This window comes from Ramlibacter sp. Leaf400 (assembly GCF_001424545.1).
GTDB lineage: Bacteria > Pseudomonadota > Gammaproteobacteria > Burkholderiales > Burkholderiaceae_C > Ramlibacter.
In genome coordinates this window covers 17,935-36,520 of record NZ_LMQL01000012.1, presented here as the reverse complement: position 1 = coordinate 36,520, position 18,586 = coordinate 17,935, and the positions used below count along the sequence as shown (strand labels likewise).

The 18,586-nt window shown below is 70.1% G+C and carries 18 protein-coding genes; 3 read left to right on the top strand and 15 right to left on the bottom strand.

The features are described from left to right. Positions 1–115 precede the first annotated feature (115 nt). The 3 genes from ASG30_RS15940 (at position 116) to ASG30_RS15930 (ending at position 3,575) form a co-directional block, all read left to right on the top strand. Positions 116–1,339 (top strand): hypothetical protein, encoded by a 1,224-nt coding sequence (locus tag ASG30_RS15940; RefSeq protein WP_055898859.1) that lies wholly within the window; start codon positions 116–118, stop codon positions 1,337–1,339. Between the two features lie 116 nt (positions 1,340–1,455). Then, the gene (locus ASG30_RS15935; protein ID WP_055900124.1) at positions 1,456–2,145 is read left to right on the top strand and encodes a response regulator transcription factor; all 690 of its coding nucleotides are present in this window, start codon (positions 1,456–1,458) and stop codon (positions 2,143–2,145) included. Beyond that, on the top strand, positions 2,139–3,575 hold the full coding sequence (locus tag ASG30_RS15930; protein WP_055898856.1) for a sensor histidine kinase: 1,437 nt from the start codon (positions 2,139–2,141) through the stop codon (positions 3,573–3,575). The genes ASG30_RS15935 and ASG30_RS15930 overlap by 7 nt, the downstream gene beginning before the upstream one ends. A gap of 3 nt (positions 3,576–3,578) precedes the next feature. On the opposite strand, the gene ASG30_RS15925 is transcribed toward ASG30_RS15930, so the two are convergent. From ASG30_RS15925 to ASG30_RS15855, 15 genes are all read right to left on the bottom strand, one after another. Continuing rightward, positions 3,579–4,253, bottom strand: a complete 675-nt coding sequence (locus ASG30_RS15925; RefSeq protein ID WP_055898853.1) for an HAD family hydrolase — start codon at positions 4,251–4,253, stop codon at positions 3,579–3,581. A 29-nt stretch (positions 4,254–4,282) separates the two neighbouring features. After that, positions 4,283–5,743 (bottom strand): TrkH family potassium uptake protein, encoded by a 1,461-nt coding sequence (locus ASG30_RS15920; RefSeq protein ID WP_055898850.1) that lies wholly within the window; start codon positions 5,741–5,743, stop codon positions 4,283–4,285. Next, positions 5,743–7,137 (bottom strand): Trk system potassium transporter TrkA, encoded by a 1,395-nt coding sequence (gene trkA, locus ASG30_RS15915; RefSeq protein WP_055898847.1) that lies wholly within the window; start codon positions 7,135–7,137, stop codon positions 5,743–5,745. Before trkA ends, ASG30_RS15920 begins: the two co-directional genes overlap by 1 nt. 58 nt (positions 7,138–7,195) lie before the next feature. Continuing rightward, positions 7,196–8,323 carry an acyl-CoA dehydrogenase family protein gene (locus ASG30_RS15910; RefSeq protein ID WP_055898844.1) on the bottom strand — a complete coding sequence of 376 codons (1,128 nt, stop codon included), beginning with the start codon at positions 8,321–8,323 and terminating at the stop codon, positions 7,196–7,198. 19 nt (positions 8,324–8,342) lie between these two features. After that, positions 8,343–9,692 (bottom strand): glutamate carboxypeptidase, encoded by a 1,350-nt coding sequence (locus ASG30_RS15905; RefSeq protein WP_235579822.1) that lies wholly within the window; start codon positions 9,690–9,692, stop codon positions 8,343–8,345. A gap of 40 nt (positions 9,693–9,732) precedes the next feature. Continuing rightward, positions 9,733–10,398, bottom strand: a complete 666-nt coding sequence (locus tag ASG30_RS15900; protein WP_055898841.1) for an SDR family oxidoreductase — start codon at positions 10,396–10,398, stop codon at positions 9,733–9,735. Between the two features lie 4 nt (positions 10,399–10,402). Then, the gene (locus ASG30_RS15895) at positions 10,403–11,584 is read right to left on the bottom strand and encodes an acetyl-CoA C-acyltransferase (RefSeq protein WP_055898838.1); all 1,182 of its coding nucleotides are present in this window, start codon (positions 11,582–11,584) and stop codon (positions 10,403–10,405) included. Positions 11,585–11,602: 18 nt separating this feature from the next. After that, positions 11,603–12,088: a hypothetical protein gene (locus tag ASG30_RS15890; RefSeq protein ID WP_055898835.1), complete on the bottom strand. Its 486-nt coding sequence runs from the start codon at positions 12,086–12,088 to the stop codon at positions 11,603–11,605. Then, positions 12,085–13,881 carry a bifunctional isocitrate dehydrogenase kinase/phosphatase gene (gene aceK / locus ASG30_RS15885; protein ID WP_055898832.1) on the bottom strand — a complete coding sequence of 599 codons (1,797 nt, stop codon included), beginning with the start codon at positions 13,879–13,881 and terminating at the stop codon, positions 12,085–12,087. Before aceK ends, ASG30_RS15890 begins: the two co-directional genes overlap by 4 nt. Before the next feature lie 3 nt (positions 13,882–13,884). Then, positions 13,885–14,538 carry a carbonate dehydratase gene (can, locus tag ASG30_RS15880; RefSeq protein ID WP_055898829.1) on the bottom strand — a complete coding sequence of 218 codons (654 nt, stop codon included), beginning with the start codon at positions 14,536–14,538 and terminating at the stop codon, positions 13,885–13,887. Between the two features lie 122 nt (positions 14,539–14,660). Beyond that, positions 14,661–15,836 (bottom strand): isovaleryl-CoA dehydrogenase, encoded by a 1,176-nt coding sequence (locus ASG30_RS15875; RefSeq protein WP_055898825.1) that lies wholly within the window; start codon positions 15,834–15,836, stop codon positions 14,661–14,663. Positions 15,837–15,856: 20 nt separating this feature from the next. Further along, the gene (locus ASG30_RS15870; protein WP_055898823.1) at positions 15,857–16,321 is read right to left on the bottom strand and encodes a PaaI family thioesterase; all 465 of its coding nucleotides are present in this window, start codon (positions 16,319–16,321) and stop codon (positions 15,857–15,859) included. Between the two features lie 44 nt (positions 16,322–16,365). Further along, complete coding sequence (locus ASG30_RS15865) at positions 16,366–16,779, bottom strand: MerR family transcriptional regulator (RefSeq protein ID WP_055898820.1); 414 nt, start codon at positions 16,777–16,779, stop codon at positions 16,366–16,368. 105 nt (positions 16,780–16,884) lie between these two features. Next, the gene (locus ASG30_RS15860; RefSeq protein ID WP_055898817.1) at positions 16,885–17,799 is read right to left on the bottom strand and encodes a M48 family metallopeptidase; all 915 of its coding nucleotides are present in this window, start codon (positions 17,797–17,799) and stop codon (positions 16,885–16,887) included. A gap of 52 nt (positions 17,800–17,851) precedes the next feature. Then, a complete protein-coding gene (locus ASG30_RS15855) occupies positions 17,852–18,586 on the bottom strand; it encodes a lysophospholipid acyltransferase family protein (RefSeq protein ID WP_055900118.1) in 735 nt (244 codons plus the stop codon).

Below are 18,586 nucleotides of genomic sequence, written 5' to 3'. Positions count from 1 at the left end.
ATCGCTGGACTCAGCTGTAAAGACCCCGACCTCATCTTTGCACCTCGACACGGTTGTAAGCCCCGCGTCCCGTCGAGGATGAGGGGTCACCGAACTGCTGAGTCTGGAGAACAAGATGAAGAAGAAGCAACGCAGGGGCGCGATCGCCCTGCTGACGACAACCGCGGCCGTGGCCACGCTGATCGCCTGCGGCGGTGGCGGTGGCGGCGGCAGTGCCGCGGCCGGCGCGTCGGGCGACATCCCGGCGGGCAGCACCATCGCCGCGCCGGCGCCCGGGACCGGCGCCGGCGCGACCGGCCCGGCCCCCGTGCTGGCCGATTGCGAGCTGTTCCCGCAGGAGGCGGTGTTCAACACCCGCATCGACGACACCAGCCGCTTTCCGGCCCACGCCAACAGCGCGGCCTGGATCGCTTCGGTGGGCACGTCCACGCCTTTCCGGGCCGACTGGTGGCGCGGCGAGGATCCGACGCAGCGCGACGCCTACTACGGCATGCCGGTGAACGTGGTCGACGGCTCGGCCGCCACCACCTCCTGGAACCAGGTGCAGTACGACTTCAGCCCCTCGGGCGTGAGCAGCCAGGTGGGCTGGCCGCACGAGAGCGACTGCGCCGTGGCCGATGGCGCCGGCGGCCACACGCTCACGCGCGGCTGCAGCGCGGTGCCCGCCGACCAGCGCCGCTTCCCCTTCCCGCGCACCAACGTCAAGAACGAGGGCGGCACCTGCCACGACCCCAACAGCTGCGGCGACCACCACGTGCTGGTGGTCGAACAGGGCGCCTGCCGGCTGTGGGAGGGCTACGCCACCTATCCGATCGGCGGCCAGTGGTACACGATGTCCAGCGCGGCCTGGGACCTGAAGTCGCTGGCGCTGCGGCCCTCGGGCTGGACCGCGGGCGATGCGGCGGGCCTTCCGATCACGCCCTTCCTGGCCAAGGCGGCCGAGGCCGACACCGGCGAGATCCGCCACGCGCTGCGCGTGACGTTCCGCGACGCGGTGCTGGCGCGCAGCTTCAACTGGCCGGCGCGCCACTTCGCCGGCGGCGACACGCCCGGCGGCATCCCCTTCGGCGCGGTGCTGCGCCTGAAGGCCGACTTCGCCATCCCGGACCACTGGACGCCGCAGGCCAAGGCCATCGCGACCGCGGCCAAGCGCTACGGCCTCTACGTGTCGGACATCGGCATGGACTTCTACGTGCAGGGCGAGCCCAACGCGGCATGGAGCGAGCAGATGTTCCGCGACGTCAGCTCGATCCCGCTGTCGCAGATGGAGTTCGTGGACCTGGGCGCGATCACCCGCGATCCGCGCTTCTCGGCCGATTCGATGGCCGCGCGCTGGTAAGACCTGGGCGCCTGGGCTCCCAGGCGCCCTTCACCCCCCACCCGAGGCCCCCGCCAGCCTCAGGCTTGCGGAAACTGCGTAGCATGGACGGGCGGCCGAGCCTGTACACCCCCGCCATGCGCATCCTGCTCATCGAAGACGACCTGGTGCTGCGCGACGTGATGCTGCGCAGCCTGCACGACGCCGGCCACCGCGTGGACGTGGCCGGCTCGGTGGCCGAGGCCGACCAGGTCTGGCAGATGCAGGCCTTCGACGCCGTGCTGCTGGATCTGAACCTGCCGCACGGGCCGGGGCCGCGCAGCGGCCTGGCCAGCGGCCTGGCGGTTCTGAAGGCGGCCCGCGCCCGCGGCGACCGCACGCCGGTGCTGGTGCTGACGGCGCGCAACCGCACCGACGAGCGCATCGCGGGGCTCAATGCCGGCGCCGACGACTACCTGGGCAAGCCGTTCGACCTGGGCGAGGTGGAGGCCCGCCTGCGCGCCGTGGTTCGCCGCACCCAGGGCACGCAGGACCAGGTGCAGGTGGGCGCGCTGGCGCTGGACCGGGTGACGCGCCGCTTCGTGCTGCACGGGCACCCCCTGGACCTGCCGGCGCGCGAGTTCGAGGTGCTGTGGGAGCTGATGACGCCGGCCGGCCGGGTGGTGAGCAAGCGCGAGCTGTCCTCCAAGCTGTCGGACCTGCAGGACTACCTGGGGGACAACGCCCTGGAGGCCTTCGTGTCGCGGCTGCGCAAGAAGCTCGCGAGTGGCGGCGTCCACATCCGCACGCTGCGCGGCCTGGGCTACGTGCTGGAGGCCGAGTGCTGAGGCGCGATGGCCAGCAGCCGCTGTCGGCGCGGCTGCTGCGCCTGGTGCTGCTGCCGCTGGCGCTGACCTGGCTGGCGGGCAGCCTGGTGGCGGCCGGCATCGCCTACCACTTCACCCAGCGCGCCTTCGACCGCTCGCTGCTGGACGACGCGGTGCTGATCGCCTCCAACGTGCAGCTGCGCGGCGACAAGCTGGAGCTGGCGCTCACCCTGGACGAGGTCAACCGCGTGCTGTTCGACCAGGTCGAGCGCATGCTGTTCTCGGTGCGGGGGGCCGACGGCACGCTGGTCGCGGGCCGTGCCGACCTGCCGGCCGCGGGGCCCGACCTGCCGGGCGCGAGAGCCGACCTGGCCGCCGCCGCAGCCGCAGCCGGAACCGGCCCCTTCCGCTTCCGCGACTTCGAGCACGACGGCCTGGCGCTGCGCAGCGTGAGCCTGCACCGTGATTCGCCGATGCCTTTCGACGTGGTGGTGGCCGAGACCACGCGCGGGCGCACCGAGACCCTGCAGCGGCTGGTCTGGTACTCGCTGGTGCCGCAGGGCCTGCTGCTGGTGGTGCTGGCGTTCTGGCTGCGGCGCGCCATCCGCGACGAGCTGCATCCGCTGGCCGAGCTGGAGGCCGCGCTGGGCCGGCGCGGCGCCAACGACCTGGCGCCGGTGCAGGTCCACCACTCCAGCCGCGAGGTGACCGCGCTGTCGGCCGCGCTCAATGGCCTGCTGGCGCGGCTGGACCTCAGCCTGCGCAGCCAGCGCGAGTTCGCCGGCAACGTGGCCCATGAGCTGCGCACGCCGCTGGCCGGCATCCGCGCCCTCGCCGACTACGGGCTGGCGCAGCAGGACCCCCAGGCCTGGCGCGAGCAGCTGCGCAAGATCGCCGCCAGCCAGGCCCGCGCCAGCCGCCTGGTGGACCAGCTGCTGGACCTGGCGCTGGCGCTGGAGGGGGAGGCGGGACTGCAGGTGGGCGAGGTGGCGCTGGACGAACTGGTGCGCGATGCCGTCCTGCGCTTCCTGCCGCGCGCCGACGCGGCCGGCGTGGACCTGGGCGCGCGCGGCATCGACGTGCCCGCGCCGGTGCACGCCGATGCCTCGATGGTGGACGGCATCCTCAACAACCTGCTGGACAATGCGCTGCGCTACGGCGGCCGCAGCGACGGCGAGGCGTCGGCCGTCACGGTGGCGGTGGAACGCACGCCCCGGGAGGTGGTGCTCTCGGTGCAGGACAACGGGCCGGGGCTGCCGGGCGAGCTGCAGGCGCAGCTGGTGCAGCGCGGCGCGCAGGGCGAGACCGGCCAGCTGCTGGGGGAAGGCGCGGGCCTGGGCCTGGCCCTGGTGGCGCAGTACGCGCGCCTGATGAACGCGCGCATGGCCCTGGGCGCCGGCGAGGACGGGCGCGGCTGGCGCTGCGAGATCCGCTTCGCGCCGCCCGCGTGAGGGTCAGGCCAGCATCCCGGGCAAGTCCCGCATGCGGGTGAAGATGCGCACCGCGCCGGCCGCGAGCAGCGCCGCCGGGGCGTCGTGCCCGGCCTCGGGCGGGCTGTAGCCGAACACGGTGGCGCCCGCGGCCACGCCCGCGGTCACGCCGGTCACCGTGTCCTCCACCACCGCGCAGCGGCGCGGGTCCACGCCGAGCGCCGCGGCCGCCGCCAGGTAGACGTCGGGCGCGGGCTTGGACCGCGGCTGCTCATGGCCGCTGAAGATGCGGCCCTCGAACCAGCGCATCAGGCCGCACTTGGCCAGCTGCAGTTCGACCTTGATCCGGTCGGCGCCACTGGCGCAGGCGATGCGGCCGCCGCAGGCCGCGTGGGCCGCGGCGACCGCGTGGTCGGAGTCCTCGATCGGCGTGAGGTGCCGCTCCAGCATGTGGTTGCGCCGGTCGCGGAACTGCGCCAGCCACTCGTCGGTGAGCGGCTTGCCGGTCCGCGCCTCGATGAGGGCCCACTCGTCCTTGACGGCCTTGCCGATGAACAGGCGCATGCATTCGGCCGGCGTGAGCGTCCAGCCCAGCTCCTGCAGCATCTCGCGCAGCACGCCGATGGTGATGGGTTCGCTGTCGACCAGCACGCCGTCGCAGTCGAACAGCACGGCCTCGTAACGGGAAGGAAGGGTCATCGGGGCGGCATCGTAGCAAGCGACCCGGCTCACTTGCGCCAGAACTGCCCGGTGAACAGCACGAACACCGACATCAGCTCCAGCCGGCCGATCAGCATGCCGAAGCTGAGCACCCAGAGCTGGAACTCGGTGAGCAGCCCGAAGTGCCCGGCCGGTCCCACCAGGCCCAGGCCGGGGCCGATGTTGTTCACGCAGACGATGACGGCGGAGAAGGCCGTCACCAGGTCCAGGCCCGACAGCAGCAGCAGCATGGTCAGCCCGATCAGGCTGGCGCCGTAGATCAGCATGTAGGCCAGCACGTTGGCGATGACCTGCCCCGACACCGTGGTGCCGCCCAGCGTGACCGGGTTGACGACGCGCGGGTGGATGATGCGCACCAGCTCGCGCCGGGCCTGCTTGACCAGCAGCAGCATGCGGACCATCTTGATGCCGCCGCCGGTGGAGCCGGCGCACGAGACGAAGCAGCCCAGGAAGATCAGCAGCACCGGCGCGAACACCGGCCACTGCGCATAGTCGGTCGAGGCGTAGCCGGTGGTGGTGGCCAGCGACACCACCTGGAAGGCCGCCGCGCGCAGCGCCGACCAGCGGTCCTCGTGCACCCCGTGCTCCTCCAGCAGCAGCGTGAGCAGCACGATGGACGCGGCCAGCACCGCCGCATAGGCCCGCACCTCGGTGTCGGCCAGGAGGCTGCGCACCGAGCGCTGGCGCCAGGCGATGAAATAGCGGGCGAAGCTGATGCCGGACACCGCCATGAAAAAGATCGCCACGCCTTCGATGACCGGCGAGTCCCAGTAGGCGAAGCTGGCGTCGTGCGAGGAGAAGCCGCCCAGGCCCATGGTGCTGCACATGTGCATGAAGGCGTCGGACCAGGACATGCCGGCCCAGCGGTAGGCCAGCAGGCAGGCGCCGGACATGGCGAAGTAGACCGTCCACAGGCCGCGCGCCGTCTCGGCGATGCGGGGCGTGAGCTTGGCGTCCTTCAGCGGCCCGGGCGCCTCGGCCCGGTACAGCTGCACGCCGCCCAGGCCCAGCAGCGGGAGCACCGCCACCACCAGCAGGATGATGCCCAGGCCGCCGATGAACTGCAGGAAGCAGCGCCACACGTTCACCGAGATCGGCAGGCTGTCCAGGCCCGACAGCGCGGTGGCGCCGGTGGCGGTGATCGCGCTCATGGCCTCGAAGTAGGCATGGGCCACGTCGATGTCCGGCACGATCCAGTACAGCGGCAACGCCGCGAAGGCGGGCAGGACCACCCACACCAGCGTGACCAGCAGGAAGCCGTCCTTGGGCTGCAGCTCGCGCCGGAAGCGCCGGGTGGCGGCCTCCAGCAGCACGCCGGCCACCAGCGTGGCGGCCAGGCTGGTGAACCAGATGCCGCGCAGTGCCGGGTCGTCCAGCCGCCAGGCCCAGGCCAGCGGCACCAGGAAGGCGGCGGCAAAGCCCAGCAGGACCCTTCCCACCACCGACAGGACGGGGCCCAGGCTTTCCATCAGAAGAAGGTGGCGCTCACCTGGAACAGCCGCTCCACCTCGCGCACCAGCTTCTTGTTGGGGATGAAGATGATCAGGTGGTCGTCGCTTTCGATCCGGGTCTCCGGGCTGGGCATCAGCACGCGCTGGCCGTCGCCCTTGCCTCGCACGACCGCCCCCAGGCGCACGCCGGCAGGCAGCAGGCCGTCGACCTCGGGCACGGTGCGGCCCACCAGCCTGGAGGTCTTGGCATCGCCGTGCGCCACGCCCTCCAGCGCCTCGGCCATGCCGCGCCGCAGGCTGTGAACCGCCACCACGTCGCCGCGCCGCACGTGGGCGAGCAGCTCGCCGATGACGGTCTGCGCGGGCGAGACGGTGATGTCGATCGTGCTGCCCTGGATCAGGTCGGCGTAGGCGCGCCGGTTGATCAGCGCCAGCACGCGGCGCGCGCCCAGCCGCTTGGCCAGCATGGCCGCCAGGATGTTGTCCTCGTCGTCACTGGTCAGTGCGAGGAAGAGGTCCATGTCGCCGACGTTCTCGTCGCACAGCAGCTCCTCGTCGGTGCCGTCGCCCTGGAGCACCAGCATGTCGGTCGGCAGTTCGGTGGCCAGGTACTCGCAGCGCTTGGCGCCGCGCTCGATCAGCTTGACGTCCACCTGGCCGCGCAGCCGACGCGCCAGCCGCAGGCCGACGTTGCCGCCCCCGGCGATCATCACGCGCTTGACTGGCTTGTCGGCGCTGTGCACCGCGGCCAGCACCTTGCGCAGGTTCTCCTCGTCGGCCAGCAGGAACACCTCGTCGCCCACCAGCACGCGGGTGGACGGCTCGCAGGGCTGTTCGGCGTCCTGCCGGTAGATGGCCACCACCCGCACCGGCACGTTGGGAAAGTCATTGAGGAAGTCGCCCAGCGTGCGGTCGGCATAGCGGCTGTCGCGGGTGACGCGCACGGCCACCAGCTGCGCGAGGCCCTTGGCGAACTCCAGCACCTGCAGCGCCTCGGGGAACTCGATCAGCTTCTGCAGGTAGCGCACCACCGATTCCTCGGGGCAGATCACGTGGTCGACCGCGAAGCCGCCGCGCTCGAGCAGCTTGCTGCCCTCGACGAACTCCGACGAGCGCAGCCTCGCGATGGTCAGCGGCACGTTGAAGACGTCGTGGGCGATCTTGCAGGCCACCAGGTTGGTCTCGTCCTGGGCGGCGCAGGCGATCAGCATGTCGGCGTCGGGCATGCCGGCGCGCTCCAGCGTGGAAGGGTGCACGCCGTTGCCGGGCAGGCCGCGCAGGTCCAGCCGCTCCTCCAGCTCGCGCAGGCGCTGGACGTCGGGGTCGATCAGGGTGATGTCGTTGCGCTCGGAGACCAGGCTCTCGGCAACGCTCTCGCCGACCCGCCCCGCCCCGAGGATGACGATCCTCATCGGCAAGCCTCCGTGCTTTGCACGCAGGCGCGAGCGCCTTCGGGCGGCGGGGCGGCGCTCATAGCGCGCGCTGGATGAGGATCTTCTGCACGTCCGACGTCCCCTCGTAGATCTGGCACACGCGCACGTCGCGCCAGATGCGCTCCAGCGGGAAGTCGTTGACGTAGCCGTAGCCGCCCAGCGTCTGGATCGCCGCGCTGCACACGCGCTCGGCCATCTCGCTGGCGAACAGCTTGGCCATGGCGGCTTCCTTCAGGCAGGGGCGCCCGGCATCGCGCAGGCTGGCGGCATGCCAGATCAGCTGCCGCGCGGCTTCGAGCTGCGTGGCGCAGTCGGCCAGGCGGAAGCCCACCGCCTGGTGGTTGAAGATCGCCGTGCCGAAGCTCTGGCGTTCCTTGGCGTAGTCCACGGCGACCTCGAAGGCGCTGCGGGCCATGCCCACGCTCTGCGCGGCGATGCCGATGCGGCCGCCTTCGAGCGCGGACAGCGCGATGCGGTAGCCCTCGCCCTCCTCGCCGATCAGGTTCCCGGCGGGGACCCTGCACTGGTCGAAATTGATCTGCGCGGTGTCGCTGGAACGCTGGCCGACCTTGTCCTCCAACCGCGCCACCACGTAGCCGGGCGAGTCGGTGGGCACCAGGAAGGCGCTCATGCCCTTCTTGCCCGCGCCCTTGTCGGTGACGGCGATCACGACGGCGAGATGCCCGTACTTGCCGCTGGTGATGAACTGCTTGACGCCGTTGATCACGTAGTCGCCGCCCTCGCGCGTGGCCGTGGTGCGCAGCGCCGAGGCATCGCTGCCCACGTGCGGCTCTGTCAGGCAGAACGCGCCCAGCATCTCGCCCCGGGCCAGCGGCGCCAGCCAGCGCTTCTTCTGGGCGTCACTGCCGTAGCGCATCAGGATGGCGTTGACCGGGCAGTTGGTGACGCTGATCGCCGTGCTGGTGCCGCCGTCGCCGGCGGCGACCTCCTCCAGCACCAGGGCCAGGCTCACGTAGTCGAGGCCGGCGCCGCCGAACTCCTCGGGCACGCAGATGCCGTAGGCGCCGAGGGCCGCGAGCCCGCGGTGCGCCTCGCGCGGGAAGGTGTGCTCCTTGTCCCAGCGCGCGGCGTGCGGCCACAGCTCTTCCTTCGCGAACGCGCGCACGGCGTCGCGGATCATTTCCTGGTCGGGGGTCAGCAGCATCGCGTGTCGCTTTCGTCGGTCAGCGGCCCGCGCCCAGGTCCATCGTCAGCCGGCTGGCCAGGTACAGGCGGCGCGGGATCGCGTCGACCATCACGTACTCGGCCTGGTTGCTGTGGTAGCCGAAGCCGGGCAGGCCCAGGCTCTCGATCACGGGCTTGCCCGACAGCGCCGCGTACGCCGCGTCGGTGCCGCCGCCGGTGCGTTCCACGACGTTGAGCTTGCCGCCCACTTCCGAGTAGATGGCGACGGCGCGCTGCACCAGCGCGCGGCCGGCGGCATCGGCGTTGAACGCCGGGCGGCCGAACTCCGGCGCGATGGTGATCTCGCTCTTGGGGTTCTTCTTGCGGCCCTGGATGCGCTGCTCCAGCGTCTTGAACAGCGCGTCCAGGTCCTCCTTGCGCGCGTAGCGGATGTTGGCTTCCAGCTCGGCCGCGTCGGGGATGATGTTGGCGACCTGGCCGGACTTGCCGATGGTCCAGTTGAAGCGCAGGTCGCGCGACTTGTCGTCCAGGTCCATGGTGCGCAGCACGATGTCGGAGGCCTCCACCAGCGCGTTGACGCCCAGCTCGGGCGCGGCGCCGGCGTGCGAGGCCAGGCCCTTGACCTTGACGCGGTAGTACACGATGCCCGCGGTGCCCAGGGTCAGGCCCTCGGCCATCGCCAGCGTGGGCTCGAACGACAGCACGTAGTCGCTCTCGGCCGCCAGCTTCTGGATCAGGTCGCGCGAGCCGAAGGAGCCGCGCTCCTCGTCGGTGTTGAACATCACCGTGATCTCGCCGAAGTCCTGGAAGTTGCGCGCCTTGAGCAGCTTGAGCGTGTGCAGGATCATCGCCACGCCGGCCTTGTCGTCGGCGATGCCGGGGCCGAAGGCCCGGTTGCCGTCGACGCGGAACGGTGCCTTGGCCAGCGTGCCGCGCGTGTACACCGTGTCCATGTGGGCCATCATCAGGAGCTTGCGGCCGCCGCGGCCGGCCAGCTTGCCCACGATGTTCTCGCCCACGACGCCGGACGTGGCCGGCACGCGGGTCACGGTGGCGCCCAGCGTCTTGAGCTCGCCTTCCAGCAGGCGGCCCATCTCCGTCATGCCCTGCGCGTCGCCGGTGCCGGTCTCGATGTTGACCAGGCGCTCGAGCGTCTTGACCACGGCCGGCTGCTCGGCCGTGGCGGCCGCGAGCAGCGCGGCGTCGGCCGGGCGCACGGCCGCGGTCGGGGCGGCGGGCGGTGTTGCCTGAGCGGACTGCGCCGCCGGGGTGGGGGCCGCGCTCATCGCGGCAGGCGTCGTGGATGACGTCGGAGCCGTCGACGACGCGCAGGCGCCGAGCGCGAGCAGCGCGGCCAGCAGGCCGGCGTGGGTAAGGTTCGAAGCCATGGTCTTGTTCTTTCTTGTTGCGGGGAAAGGGGCTGGCGCGCTACCAGCCTTCGAACGGCGTGCCGTCGTGGTCGAGGAAGCTTCCGCTCTGGCCGGGGGCCAGGCCGGCGATCGCCCTGCGCATCGACGCGACGCTCTGGGCGGCCGTGAGCGGCGCGCCGGGGCCGCCCATGTCGGTCTGCACCCAGCCGGGACTCATCGCAACGAGAACGGCCCGGGGATGGTCGTGGCTGGCGGCGCGCACCGCCATGTTGAGCGCCGCCTTGCTCGCGCGGTACAGCCAGCCGAAGCTGGAGTGGGTGCCGCTGATGTGGCCCATGCCACTGGTGATGAAGACGAAGCGCCCGCCCGCGGCTTCCACCAGCGGACCGACCAGGGGGATGGCCTGCATCGCGCCCAGCACGTTGGTGCGCATGACGAGGTCGAAGTCCTGCTGCGTGGGCGGCGTGGTCGCGCCCGCGGTGCTGTAGACGCCGGCCACGTAGAGCGCGACGTCGAACTTCTCGCCGCGCAGCGCGCCGGCCAGGCCGCCGACGCTGGCGGGATCGGCCACGTCCAGCTGCAACGGCCGGGCGCCCAGGTCCTTCAGCTTTTGCAGGCCCGCCGCGTCGCGCGCGGTGGCGACGACGTTGTCCCCGGCCGCGCGGTACTGGCGGGCGAACTCCAGCCCGATGCCGCGCGATGCGCCGAGGACCAGGACGTTCACGGCGTCAGAGCAGTTCCAGCGCCAGCGCGGTGCCCTCGCCGCCGCCGATGCACAGCGTGGCGATGCCGCGCTTGCCGCCGCGGGCCTTGAGCGCGTGGATCAGCGTGACCATGATGCGGGCGCCGGAAGCGCCGATCGGGTGGCCCAGCGCGCACGCGCCGCCGTTGACGTTGACGATGTCGTGCGAGACCTTGAGTTCCTCCATCAGCGCCATCGGCACCACGGCGAAGGCCTCGTTCACTTCCCACAGGTCGACGTCGGCCACCTTCCATCCCGTCCTGGCCAGCAGCTTCTGCGTGGCGCCCACCGGCGCGGTGGTGAACCAGTTGGGTTCCTGCGCGTGCATGGCGTGGCCGGCGATGCGAGCGATCGGCTTGCAGCCCAGGCGCTTGGCCGTGCTCTCGGTCATCATCACCAGCGCCGCGGCGCCGTCGTTGATGCTGGAGGACGAAGCGGCGGTGATGGTGCCGTCCTTCTTGAAAGCGGGCTTGAGCGTGGCGACCTTGTCCAGCTTGACCTTGCCCGGGCCCTCGTCCTTGGCGACCACCGTCTCGCCGGAGCGGGTCTTCACCGTGACCGGCGTGATCTCGGTGGCGAAGGCGCCGGACTCGGTGGCTTTCTGCGCGCGGGTGACGGAGGCGATGGCGAAGGCATCCTGCGCCTCGCGCGTGAACTTGTACTTGGCCGCGCAGTCCTCGCCGAAGGTGCCCATGGAGCGGCCCGCCTCGTAGGCGTCTTCCAGGCCGTCCAGCATCATGTGGTCGTAGACCTTGTCGTGGCCCATGCGGTAGCCGCCGCGGCCCTTGAGCAGCAGGTAGGGCGCGTTGGTCATGCTCTCCATGCCGCCGGCGATCATCACCTCGTGGCTGCCGGCCAGCAGCATGTCGTGGGCGAACATCGCGGCCTTCATGCCGGAGCCGCACATCTTGGACAGCGTGACGGCGCCGGCGCTCTTGGGCAGCCCGCCCTTGAAGGCGGCCTGGCGCGCGGGCGCCTGGCCCTGGCCGGCCATCAGGCAGTTGCCGAACAGCACTTCGCCGACGGCGTCGCCCGGGATGCCGGCGCGCTCGACCGCGGCGCGGATGGCCGCGCCGCCCAGGTCGTGGGCGGACAGCGTGGAGAAGTCGCCCTGGAACGACCCCATCGGGGTCCGGGCGGCACTGACGATGACGACGGATTCAGCCATTTTTCACTCCTGTGATGGTCAATAGGTGGAGAGGAGCGCGCCGCGCTCCTCCTCGGCGATGCGGCGCAGGTACTCCTGGAACTCAGGGTCCTCGCCCCGCAGCAGTTGCGGCAGCAGGTTGCGGAAATCTTCGCGCCGGCACCATTCGCGCATGTAGTCGTCCCAGCTGTTCCAGCGGCGGCGGTCCACGTCGCCCATGTCGTCCTTGTACGCGACCAGGAAGGCGCGCTCGAACAGCGACATCAGCATATCGAAGATGACCAGCATGCGCTCGCGCTGCTCGGCCGTGGGGTTGTCCAACGGCTCGTTGGTGCGCAGCTGCAGGTCGGGGTGGAGCAGCACGATCTTGAGGAAGTCGATGTAGGCGTCCGAGAGCAGCTGGTACTGCTCCTCCTCCTCGTTGTCGCGCTCCTTGCGCTGCTCCCAGATGAAGATGGCGAGCGCCGTCGGAAGGCCCAGCACCGTCACCACGTAGCTGGCGAGTTCCCAGGCCTCTGCGCTCATGCATGGGCTCCTGCCGCCGCGTGCTCGAAGCGCTTGTCGTGCTCGTAGGGGAAGACGTCGTGCACGTGGCCGGCCTGGATGCGGGCCTTGTGGCTCTGCCAGAACTCCGCGTCCAGCAGGTCGCCGTGGTGGGCCAGGAACACGTCGCGCACCGACGGGTTGCCCAGGAGGAACGGGCCGAACGTCTCGGGGAAGACGTCCTTGGGCCCGACCGAATACCAGACCTCGCCGGACATCTCCTCCTCCTCGTTGCGCGCGGTGGGCACCTTGCGGAAGTTGCACTCGGTGAGGTATTCGATCTCGTCGTAGTCGTAGAAGACGACCTTGCCGTTGCGCGTGACGCCGAAGTTCTTCCACAGCATGTCGCCCGGGAAGATGTTGGCGGCCACCAGGTCCTTGATGGCGTTGCCGTACTCGACCACGGCGCGCTCCACCTGGTCGGCGGCGCCGGCGTCGAAAGCCTCCTGCAGGTAGATGTTCAGCGGGATCATGCGGCGCTCGATGTAGAGGTGCTTGATGATCACCTCCTCGTGGCCGTCGCCGTCGCGGTCGCTGATCTCCAGCTGGCTGGGCGCGAACTTGCGGATCTCGTCCAGAAGGTCCTCCTCGAAGCGCTCGCGCGAGAAGGCCACCTCGCTGTACTCCAGCGTGTCGGCCATGCGCCCGACGCGGTCGTGCTGCTTGACCAGCAGGTACTTGCCCTTGATCTGCTCGCGCGTGGTGTCCTTCTGCGGCGGGTAGTAGTCCTTGATGACCTTGAAGACGTAGGGAAAGGACGGCAGGTCGAACACCAGCATCACCATGCCCTTGATGCCGGGCGCGATGCGGAAGCGGTCGCTCGAGTGCTTCAGGTGGTAGAGGAAGTCCCGGTAGAACAGCGTCTTTCCCTGCTTGGCCAGCCCCAGCGCGTTGTAGATCTCGGCGCGCGGCTTGCGCGGCATCAGCGAGCGCAGGAACTGCACGTAGGCCGCGGGGATCTCCATGTCCACCATGAAGTAGGCGCGGGCGAAGGAGAACAGCATCTGCAGGTCGTCCTCGCCGAACAGGCAGGCGTCGATGACCAGCTCGCCCTCTTCGTTGTGCAGGATGGGCAGCGCGAAGGGCACCTCGTTGAAGCCGTTGATCAGCTTGCCCACCACGTACGCGCCCTTGTTGCGGAAGAACAGGGACGACAGCACCTGGATCTGGAAGTTGGCGCGCAGCTTCACCTGCGCCAGCCGCGCGCCCATGGCGGCCAGCACGTGGCTGGCGTCGCGGGCCAGGTTCTCGAAGGGGCGCTGCAGCCGGAAGTTGGTGACGATGCGCACGATGTTCTCGTGCAGGGTCTCGCGCGTGGGGTAGTACGCGCGGTAGGTGGGTGCGGCGGCGGGCTCGTCGTTCTCGATGTACTCGGTGCTGACCGCCGGCCGCACGAAGATGAAGTCGTTGTGGAAGTAGGTGCGGTGCAGGATCTTGGTGGTGACCGAGTTGAAGAAGGTCTCCGCCAGCTCCGGCTGGTGGTGCTCGATCAGCAGGCCGATGTAGTGCAGCTTGACCTGGTGCCACACCTCCATCGACTGCTCGCCGGCCTTGTATTCCTTCTCCAGCCGCACCACCGCTTCCTTGACGCGCAGGTCGTAGAACTCGATGCGCTCGCGCTGGGCGCGCTGCTGGCCGTGCCAGTCGGCCATCTCGAAGCGGTGCTTGGCGCGCTGCGACTCCAGCCGGAACAACCGGTAGTGCCGGTTGAAGCCGTCGAGCATCGCCTTGGCGATGTCGTAGGCCAGGGAAGAGTCGAGGCGTTGCGGGAACATGGCCTAGCGGCGCGCCTCTATGACACCTTGCACCGCAGCACGGTAGAGCGGTTCGATCGAATCGACGCTGGTGACGTTCATGTGCAGGTCCTGCAGCAGGCCGTCGTGCACGCCGAACGCCCAGCCATGGATCGTCACCTTCTGACCCTTGGCCCAGGCGTCGGTCATCACGGTGCTGACGCAGACGTTGACCACCTGCTCGATGACGTTCAGGTCCACCAGGGCATCGCCGCGGTTCTCGGGCGAGATGTTGTCCAGGATGCCGCGGTGCCGGTCGCGCACGTCCTGGATGTGGCGGATCCAGTTGTCGGCCAGGCCCACGCGCGTGTTGTTCAACGCGGCGAGCACGCCTCCGCAGCCGTAGTGGCCGACCACCATGATGTGTTCGACCTTGAGCATCTCCACCGCGAACTGGATGGCCGACAGCGCATTGAGGTCGGAGTGCACCACCACGTTGGCCACGTTGCGGTGCACGAACACCTCGCCCGGCTCCAGGCCGGTGATCTGGTTGGCCGGCACCCGGCTGTCGCTGCAGCCGATCCACATGAACTTGGGCCGCTGCTGCTTGACCAGGCTGGTGAAGAAGCCGGGGCGCTCGCGCTCCATCTGCGCGGCCCAGGCCCGGTTGTGGGTGAAGAGGTCTTGGATGTCGGGCATGGGCTTTATTGTCGAGGGACTAGGGGCTAGGGACTGGGGGCTAGGGGTTCTGCGTACCGGGGTACTCCCTAGTCCCTAGCCCCCAGCCCCTAGCCCCTGTTGCTCGCGCTGCGCGCGAGCAACTACATCGTCTCCGCGAACAGCTCCCGCCCGATCAGCATCCGCCGGATCTCGCTGGTGCCGGCGCCGATCTCGTAGAGCTTGGCGTCGCGCCACAGGCGCCCCAGCGGGTACTCGTTGATGTAGCCGTTGCCGCCGAAGACCTGGATGCCCTCGCCGGCCATCCAGGTGGCCTTCTCGGCGCACCAGAGGATGACGGAGGCGCAGTCCTTGCGCACCTGGCGCACGTGGTCGCTGCCCAGCATGTCCAGGTTCTTGCCCACCGTGTAGCAGAAGGCGCGGCCGGCCTGCAGCACCGTGTACATGTCGGCGACCTTGCCCTGGATGAGCTGGAACTCGCCGATGCTCTGGCCGAACTGCTTGCGGTCGTGGGTGTAGGGCACGACGTTGTCCAGCACCGCCTGCATGATGCCGATGGGACCGGCGGCGAGCACCGCGCGCTCGTAGTCCAGGCCGGACATCAGCACCTTGGCGCCGCCATTGACCGTGCCCAGCACGTTCTCGGCCGGCACCTCGACGTTCTGGAACACCAGCTCGCCGGTGTGGCTGCCACGCATGCCCAGCTTGTCGAGCTTCTGCGCGATGGAGAAGCCCTTCATGCCCTTTTCGACCAGGAAGGCGGTAACGCCGCGCGCGCCCAGCTCGGGCTCGGACTTGGCGTAGACCACCAGCGTGTCGGCGTCGGGGCCGTTGGTGATCCAGAACTTGGTGCCGTTGAGCAGGTAGTAGCCGCCCTTGTCCTCGGCCTTGAGCTTCATGGAGATCACGTCGCTGCCGGCGCCGGACTCGCTCATCGCCAGCGCGCCCACGTGCTCGCCGGAGATCAGCTTGGGCAGGTACTTGCGCTTTTGCGCCTCGTTGCCGTTGCGCTTGATCTGGTTGACGCACAGGTTGCTGTGCGCGCCGTACGACAGGCCCACCGAGGCCGAGGCGCGCGAGATCTCCTCCATCGCCACCATGTGGGCCAGGTAGCCCATGTTGGCGCCGCCGTATTCCTCGGGCACGGTGATGCCGAGCACGCCCAGCTCGCCGAACTTGCGCCAGAGGTCCGCGGGGAACTGGTCGCTGCGGTCGATCTCGGCCGCGCGCGGCGCGATCTCGCTCTCGGCGAACGACCGCACGGCCTCGCGCAGCGCGTCGATGTCTTCGCCCAGCTGGAAATTCAGGCCCAGGTTCATGGGATGCTCCTTGTCTCGGTCTAGTGCTTGACGTCGTCGCGTCCGGCGACGGCCATCAGCGTGGTGCTCATGGTGGCCACGAGCTTCTCGCGGCCGTCCTCGATCGCGAAGGCCCGCCCCTCCACGACCGTGATGGTGCGGCCCGGCTTGACCACCGTGCCGACCATGCGGAACTTCTGCCCGCGCGCGGGGGCGACGAAGTTGATCTTGAATTCGATGCTCAGGACGCCGACGTCGGCCGGCATCAGCGTGGAACCCGCGTATCCGCAGGCCGAGTCGAGCGCCGCGCCGACGATGCCGCCGTGCAGGAAGCCGTGCTGCTGGGTCAGGTGGGCCGCCCAGGGCAGCTGGATCTCGACCTCGCCGGGCACGGCGCGCACCAGGGTGGCGCCGAGGGTGGCCATGGCGGTCTGGCGCGCGAAGCTGGCGCGCACGCGCGCTTCGAATCCGTCGTCGGCGGGCTGGAAGGCGGGGGCGTCGGGCATGGCGATTCCGCTGGATTGAAGATTGACGTTTACGTAAACGTCAATTATGCCTGCCGCGCGCGGCCGGGCTCCTTCTCCAGCCGCGCCAGCAGCGCCCGGGCCTCCCGCTCGTGCACTTTCACCTCGTCGAGGTTGGCCTGCAGGTCGGCCATCTGGTCTTCCAGCTGACGGCGGTGCTGCGCCAGGATGGCCAGGAACTTCCTCAGCTGCGGCCCGGTGTCCCGCGGGCTGTCGTACATGTCGATGATTTCGCGGGCCTCGGACAGCGACAGGCCCAGGCGCTTGGCCCGCAGCGTGAGCTTGAGCCGGGTGCGGTCGCGCGAGCTGTAGATGCGGTTGCGCCCGCCGGGGCCGGAGCGCTCGGGCTGCAGCAGGCCCATGTCCTCGTAGAAGCGCATCGCGCGCGTCGTGAGGTCGAACTCCTTCGCCAGGTCGCTGATCGTGTAGGTGGTGGGCATTCGGTTGGGTTGCGGCTGCGGCCGGACGGCCGCGCGGCCTTGCCTGCGATGCGAGGATTACATCTGACGTTTACGTCAACGTCAATTCACCCCGTGGGGGTGGGCTCACCAGGGCGGCAGCGCCTCGTCGCGCAGCGCGCCGCGCAGCTGCGGGTAGTCGGGAACCACGGTGGCCACCGTCTCCCAGAAGCGCGGGCTGTGGTCCATCACCCGCAGGTGCGACAGCTCGTGCGCCACCACGTAGTCGATCACCGGCAGGCGGAAGTGGATCAGGCGCCAGTTCAGGCGGATGGTCCCGTCCGAATGCGCCGTGCCCCAGCGCGTGCCGGCGTTGCTCAGGACCAGCTTGCGCCACTGCACGGACAGCTGGGGCGCGAAGTGGTCCAGGCGCTCGGTGAACAGGCGCTTGGCCTGGCGCATCAGCCAGGCCTGGACCGTGTCGCGGATCTGCTCGGCGGTCGCGGTCTGCGGCAGGCCGACGTGCAATGTGAGGCGGGGCACGCCCGGCAGGGCCTCGCCGGCGGTGTTCAGTTCGGCGGTACCGCCCCGGCGCGGGTCCAGCACCAGGATCACCTGCTCGCCCAGGAAAGGGAAGGCCGCGCCTTCGCGCCACTGGATGCGGGCCGACTCGATGCGGTCCTGGCGCTGCCGGGCCGACTCCAGCTTGGACAGGATCCAGGACGACTTGCTCTGGACGGCGGCGTCCACTTCGTGCATCGGGACCCAGCGCGGCGCGCTGACCGTCAGGCCCTCGGGCCCGACCACGAAACCGATGTTGCGGCGCTTGCCGCGGCGCAGCTCGAAGGCCACGAAGGTGTGGCCCAGGGTGGCCTGCCGGTTGGCGCGCGGATGGTGGAAGGTGGCGGGCGCCAGCACCGCATCCAGCGGCTCCGCGGGCGCGTCCACGTGCAGCGGCTCACTCGGCAGCGGGGCCGGTGGGGCAGCGGAGGGGGCGGGAGCCGCGGGTCGCGGGGGCGCAGGATCGAAAAGATCGAGCGTGAGCTGGATGAGCTTCAGCACGGCCGCGAGTATAGGCAGCGCCGGGCCCGTCGCCGCCCCCGGCGACCGACTGTTACTCGTACGCCTCGGGATCCAGGCGGCGCATCTCGGCCTCGATCCAGGCCTCGACCTCGCGCATCAGCTCCTCGGGCTGGCGGCCCTGGCTCGGGATCGGCTTGCCGATGGAGACGTCGACCACGCCGGGGTGCTTGAGGAAGGACTTGCGCGGCCAGCACTTGGCGGACGTGACCGCCACCGGGATCACCGGCGCACCGGTCTCCACCGCCAGGCGCGTGCCGCCCGACTTGTAGGTGCCCTTCTGCCCGCGCGGGATGCGGGTGCCCTCGGGGAACATGATGATCCAGATGCCCTGCGCCAGCAGGCGCTTGCCCTGTTCGACCACCTTGTTGAAGGCCTGGGCGCGCTGGCTGCGGTCGATGTGGATCATGTCCAGGCGCGCCATCGCCCAGCCGAAGAACGGCACGTGCAGCAGCTCGCGCTTGAACACGTAGGCCAGCGGATGCGGCATCAGCACCGGCATCAGGAAGGTCTCCATGGTCGACTGGTGCTTGACCAGCAGGACGGCCGGCGCGGTGGTGCCCACGGGCAGGTTCTCCCTGCCGATGACGCGCCACTTGACGCCGCAGATCACCCGCGCGCCGTGCACGGCCCAGCTCAGCCAGGTCACGGCCATCCAGTACATCGGGATGCCGCGGCGCCAAATCGAGGCGACCAGCATGACGATCGCCCAGGGCATCACGGTCACCAGCATCCACAGCGCGTGGACGGTGGAGCGAAGGAACGCCAG

Excerpts from the sequence above, each read along its gene's own strand:
- ASG30_RS15940 (WP_055898859.1), top strand. The coding sequence starts at position 116 with ATGAAGAAGAAGCAACGCAGGGGCGCGATCGCCCTGCTGACGACAACC.
- ASG30_RS15935 (WP_055900124.1), top strand. The coding sequence starts at position 1,456 with ATGCGCATCCTGCTCATCGAAGACGACCTGGTGCTGCGCGACGTGATG.
- ASG30_RS15925 (WP_055898853.1), bottom strand. The coding sequence starts at position 4,253 with ATGACCCTTCCTTCCCGTTACGAGGCCGTGCTGTTCGACTGCGACGGC.
- ASG30_RS15920 (WP_055898850.1), bottom strand. The coding sequence starts at position 5,743 with ATGGAAAGCCTGGGCCCCGTCCTGTCGGTGGTGGGAAGGGTCCTGCTG.
- trkA (WP_055898847.1), bottom strand. The coding sequence starts at position 7,137 with ATGAGGATCGTCATCCTCGGGGCGGGGCGGGTCGGCGAGAGCGTTGCC.
- ASG30_RS15910 (WP_055898844.1), bottom strand. The coding sequence starts at position 8,323 with ATGCTGCTGACCCCCGACCAGGAAATGATCCGCGACGCCGTGCGCGCG.
- ASG30_RS15905 (WP_235579822.1), bottom strand. The coding sequence starts at position 9,692 with ATGGCTTCGAACCTTACCCACGCCGGCCTGCTGGCCGCGCTGCTCGCG.
- ASG30_RS15895 (WP_055898838.1), bottom strand. The coding sequence starts at position 11,584 with ATGGCTGAATCCGTCGTCATCGTCAGTGCCGCCCGGACCCCGATGGGG.
- ASG30_RS15890 (WP_055898835.1), bottom strand. The coding sequence starts at position 12,088 with ATGAGCGCAGAGGCCTGGGAACTCGCCAGCTACGTGGTGACGGTGCTG.
- aceK (WP_055898832.1), bottom strand. The coding sequence starts at position 13,881 with ATGTTCCCGCAACGCCTCGACTCTTCCCTGGCCTACGACATCGCCAAG.
- can (WP_055898829.1), bottom strand. The coding sequence starts at position 14,538 with ATGCCCGACATCCAAGACCTCTTCACCCACAACCGGGCCTGGGCCGCG.
- ASG30_RS15875 (WP_055898825.1), bottom strand. The coding sequence starts at position 15,836 with ATGAACCTGGGCCTGAATTTCCAGCTGGGCGAAGACATCGACGCGCTG.
- ASG30_RS15870 (WP_055898823.1), bottom strand. The coding sequence starts at position 16,321 with ATGCCCGACGCCCCCGCCTTCCAGCCCGCCGACGACGGATTCGAAGCG.
- ASG30_RS15865 (WP_055898820.1), bottom strand. The coding sequence starts at position 16,779 with ATGCCCACCACCTACACGATCAGCGACCTGGCGAAGGAGTTCGACCTC.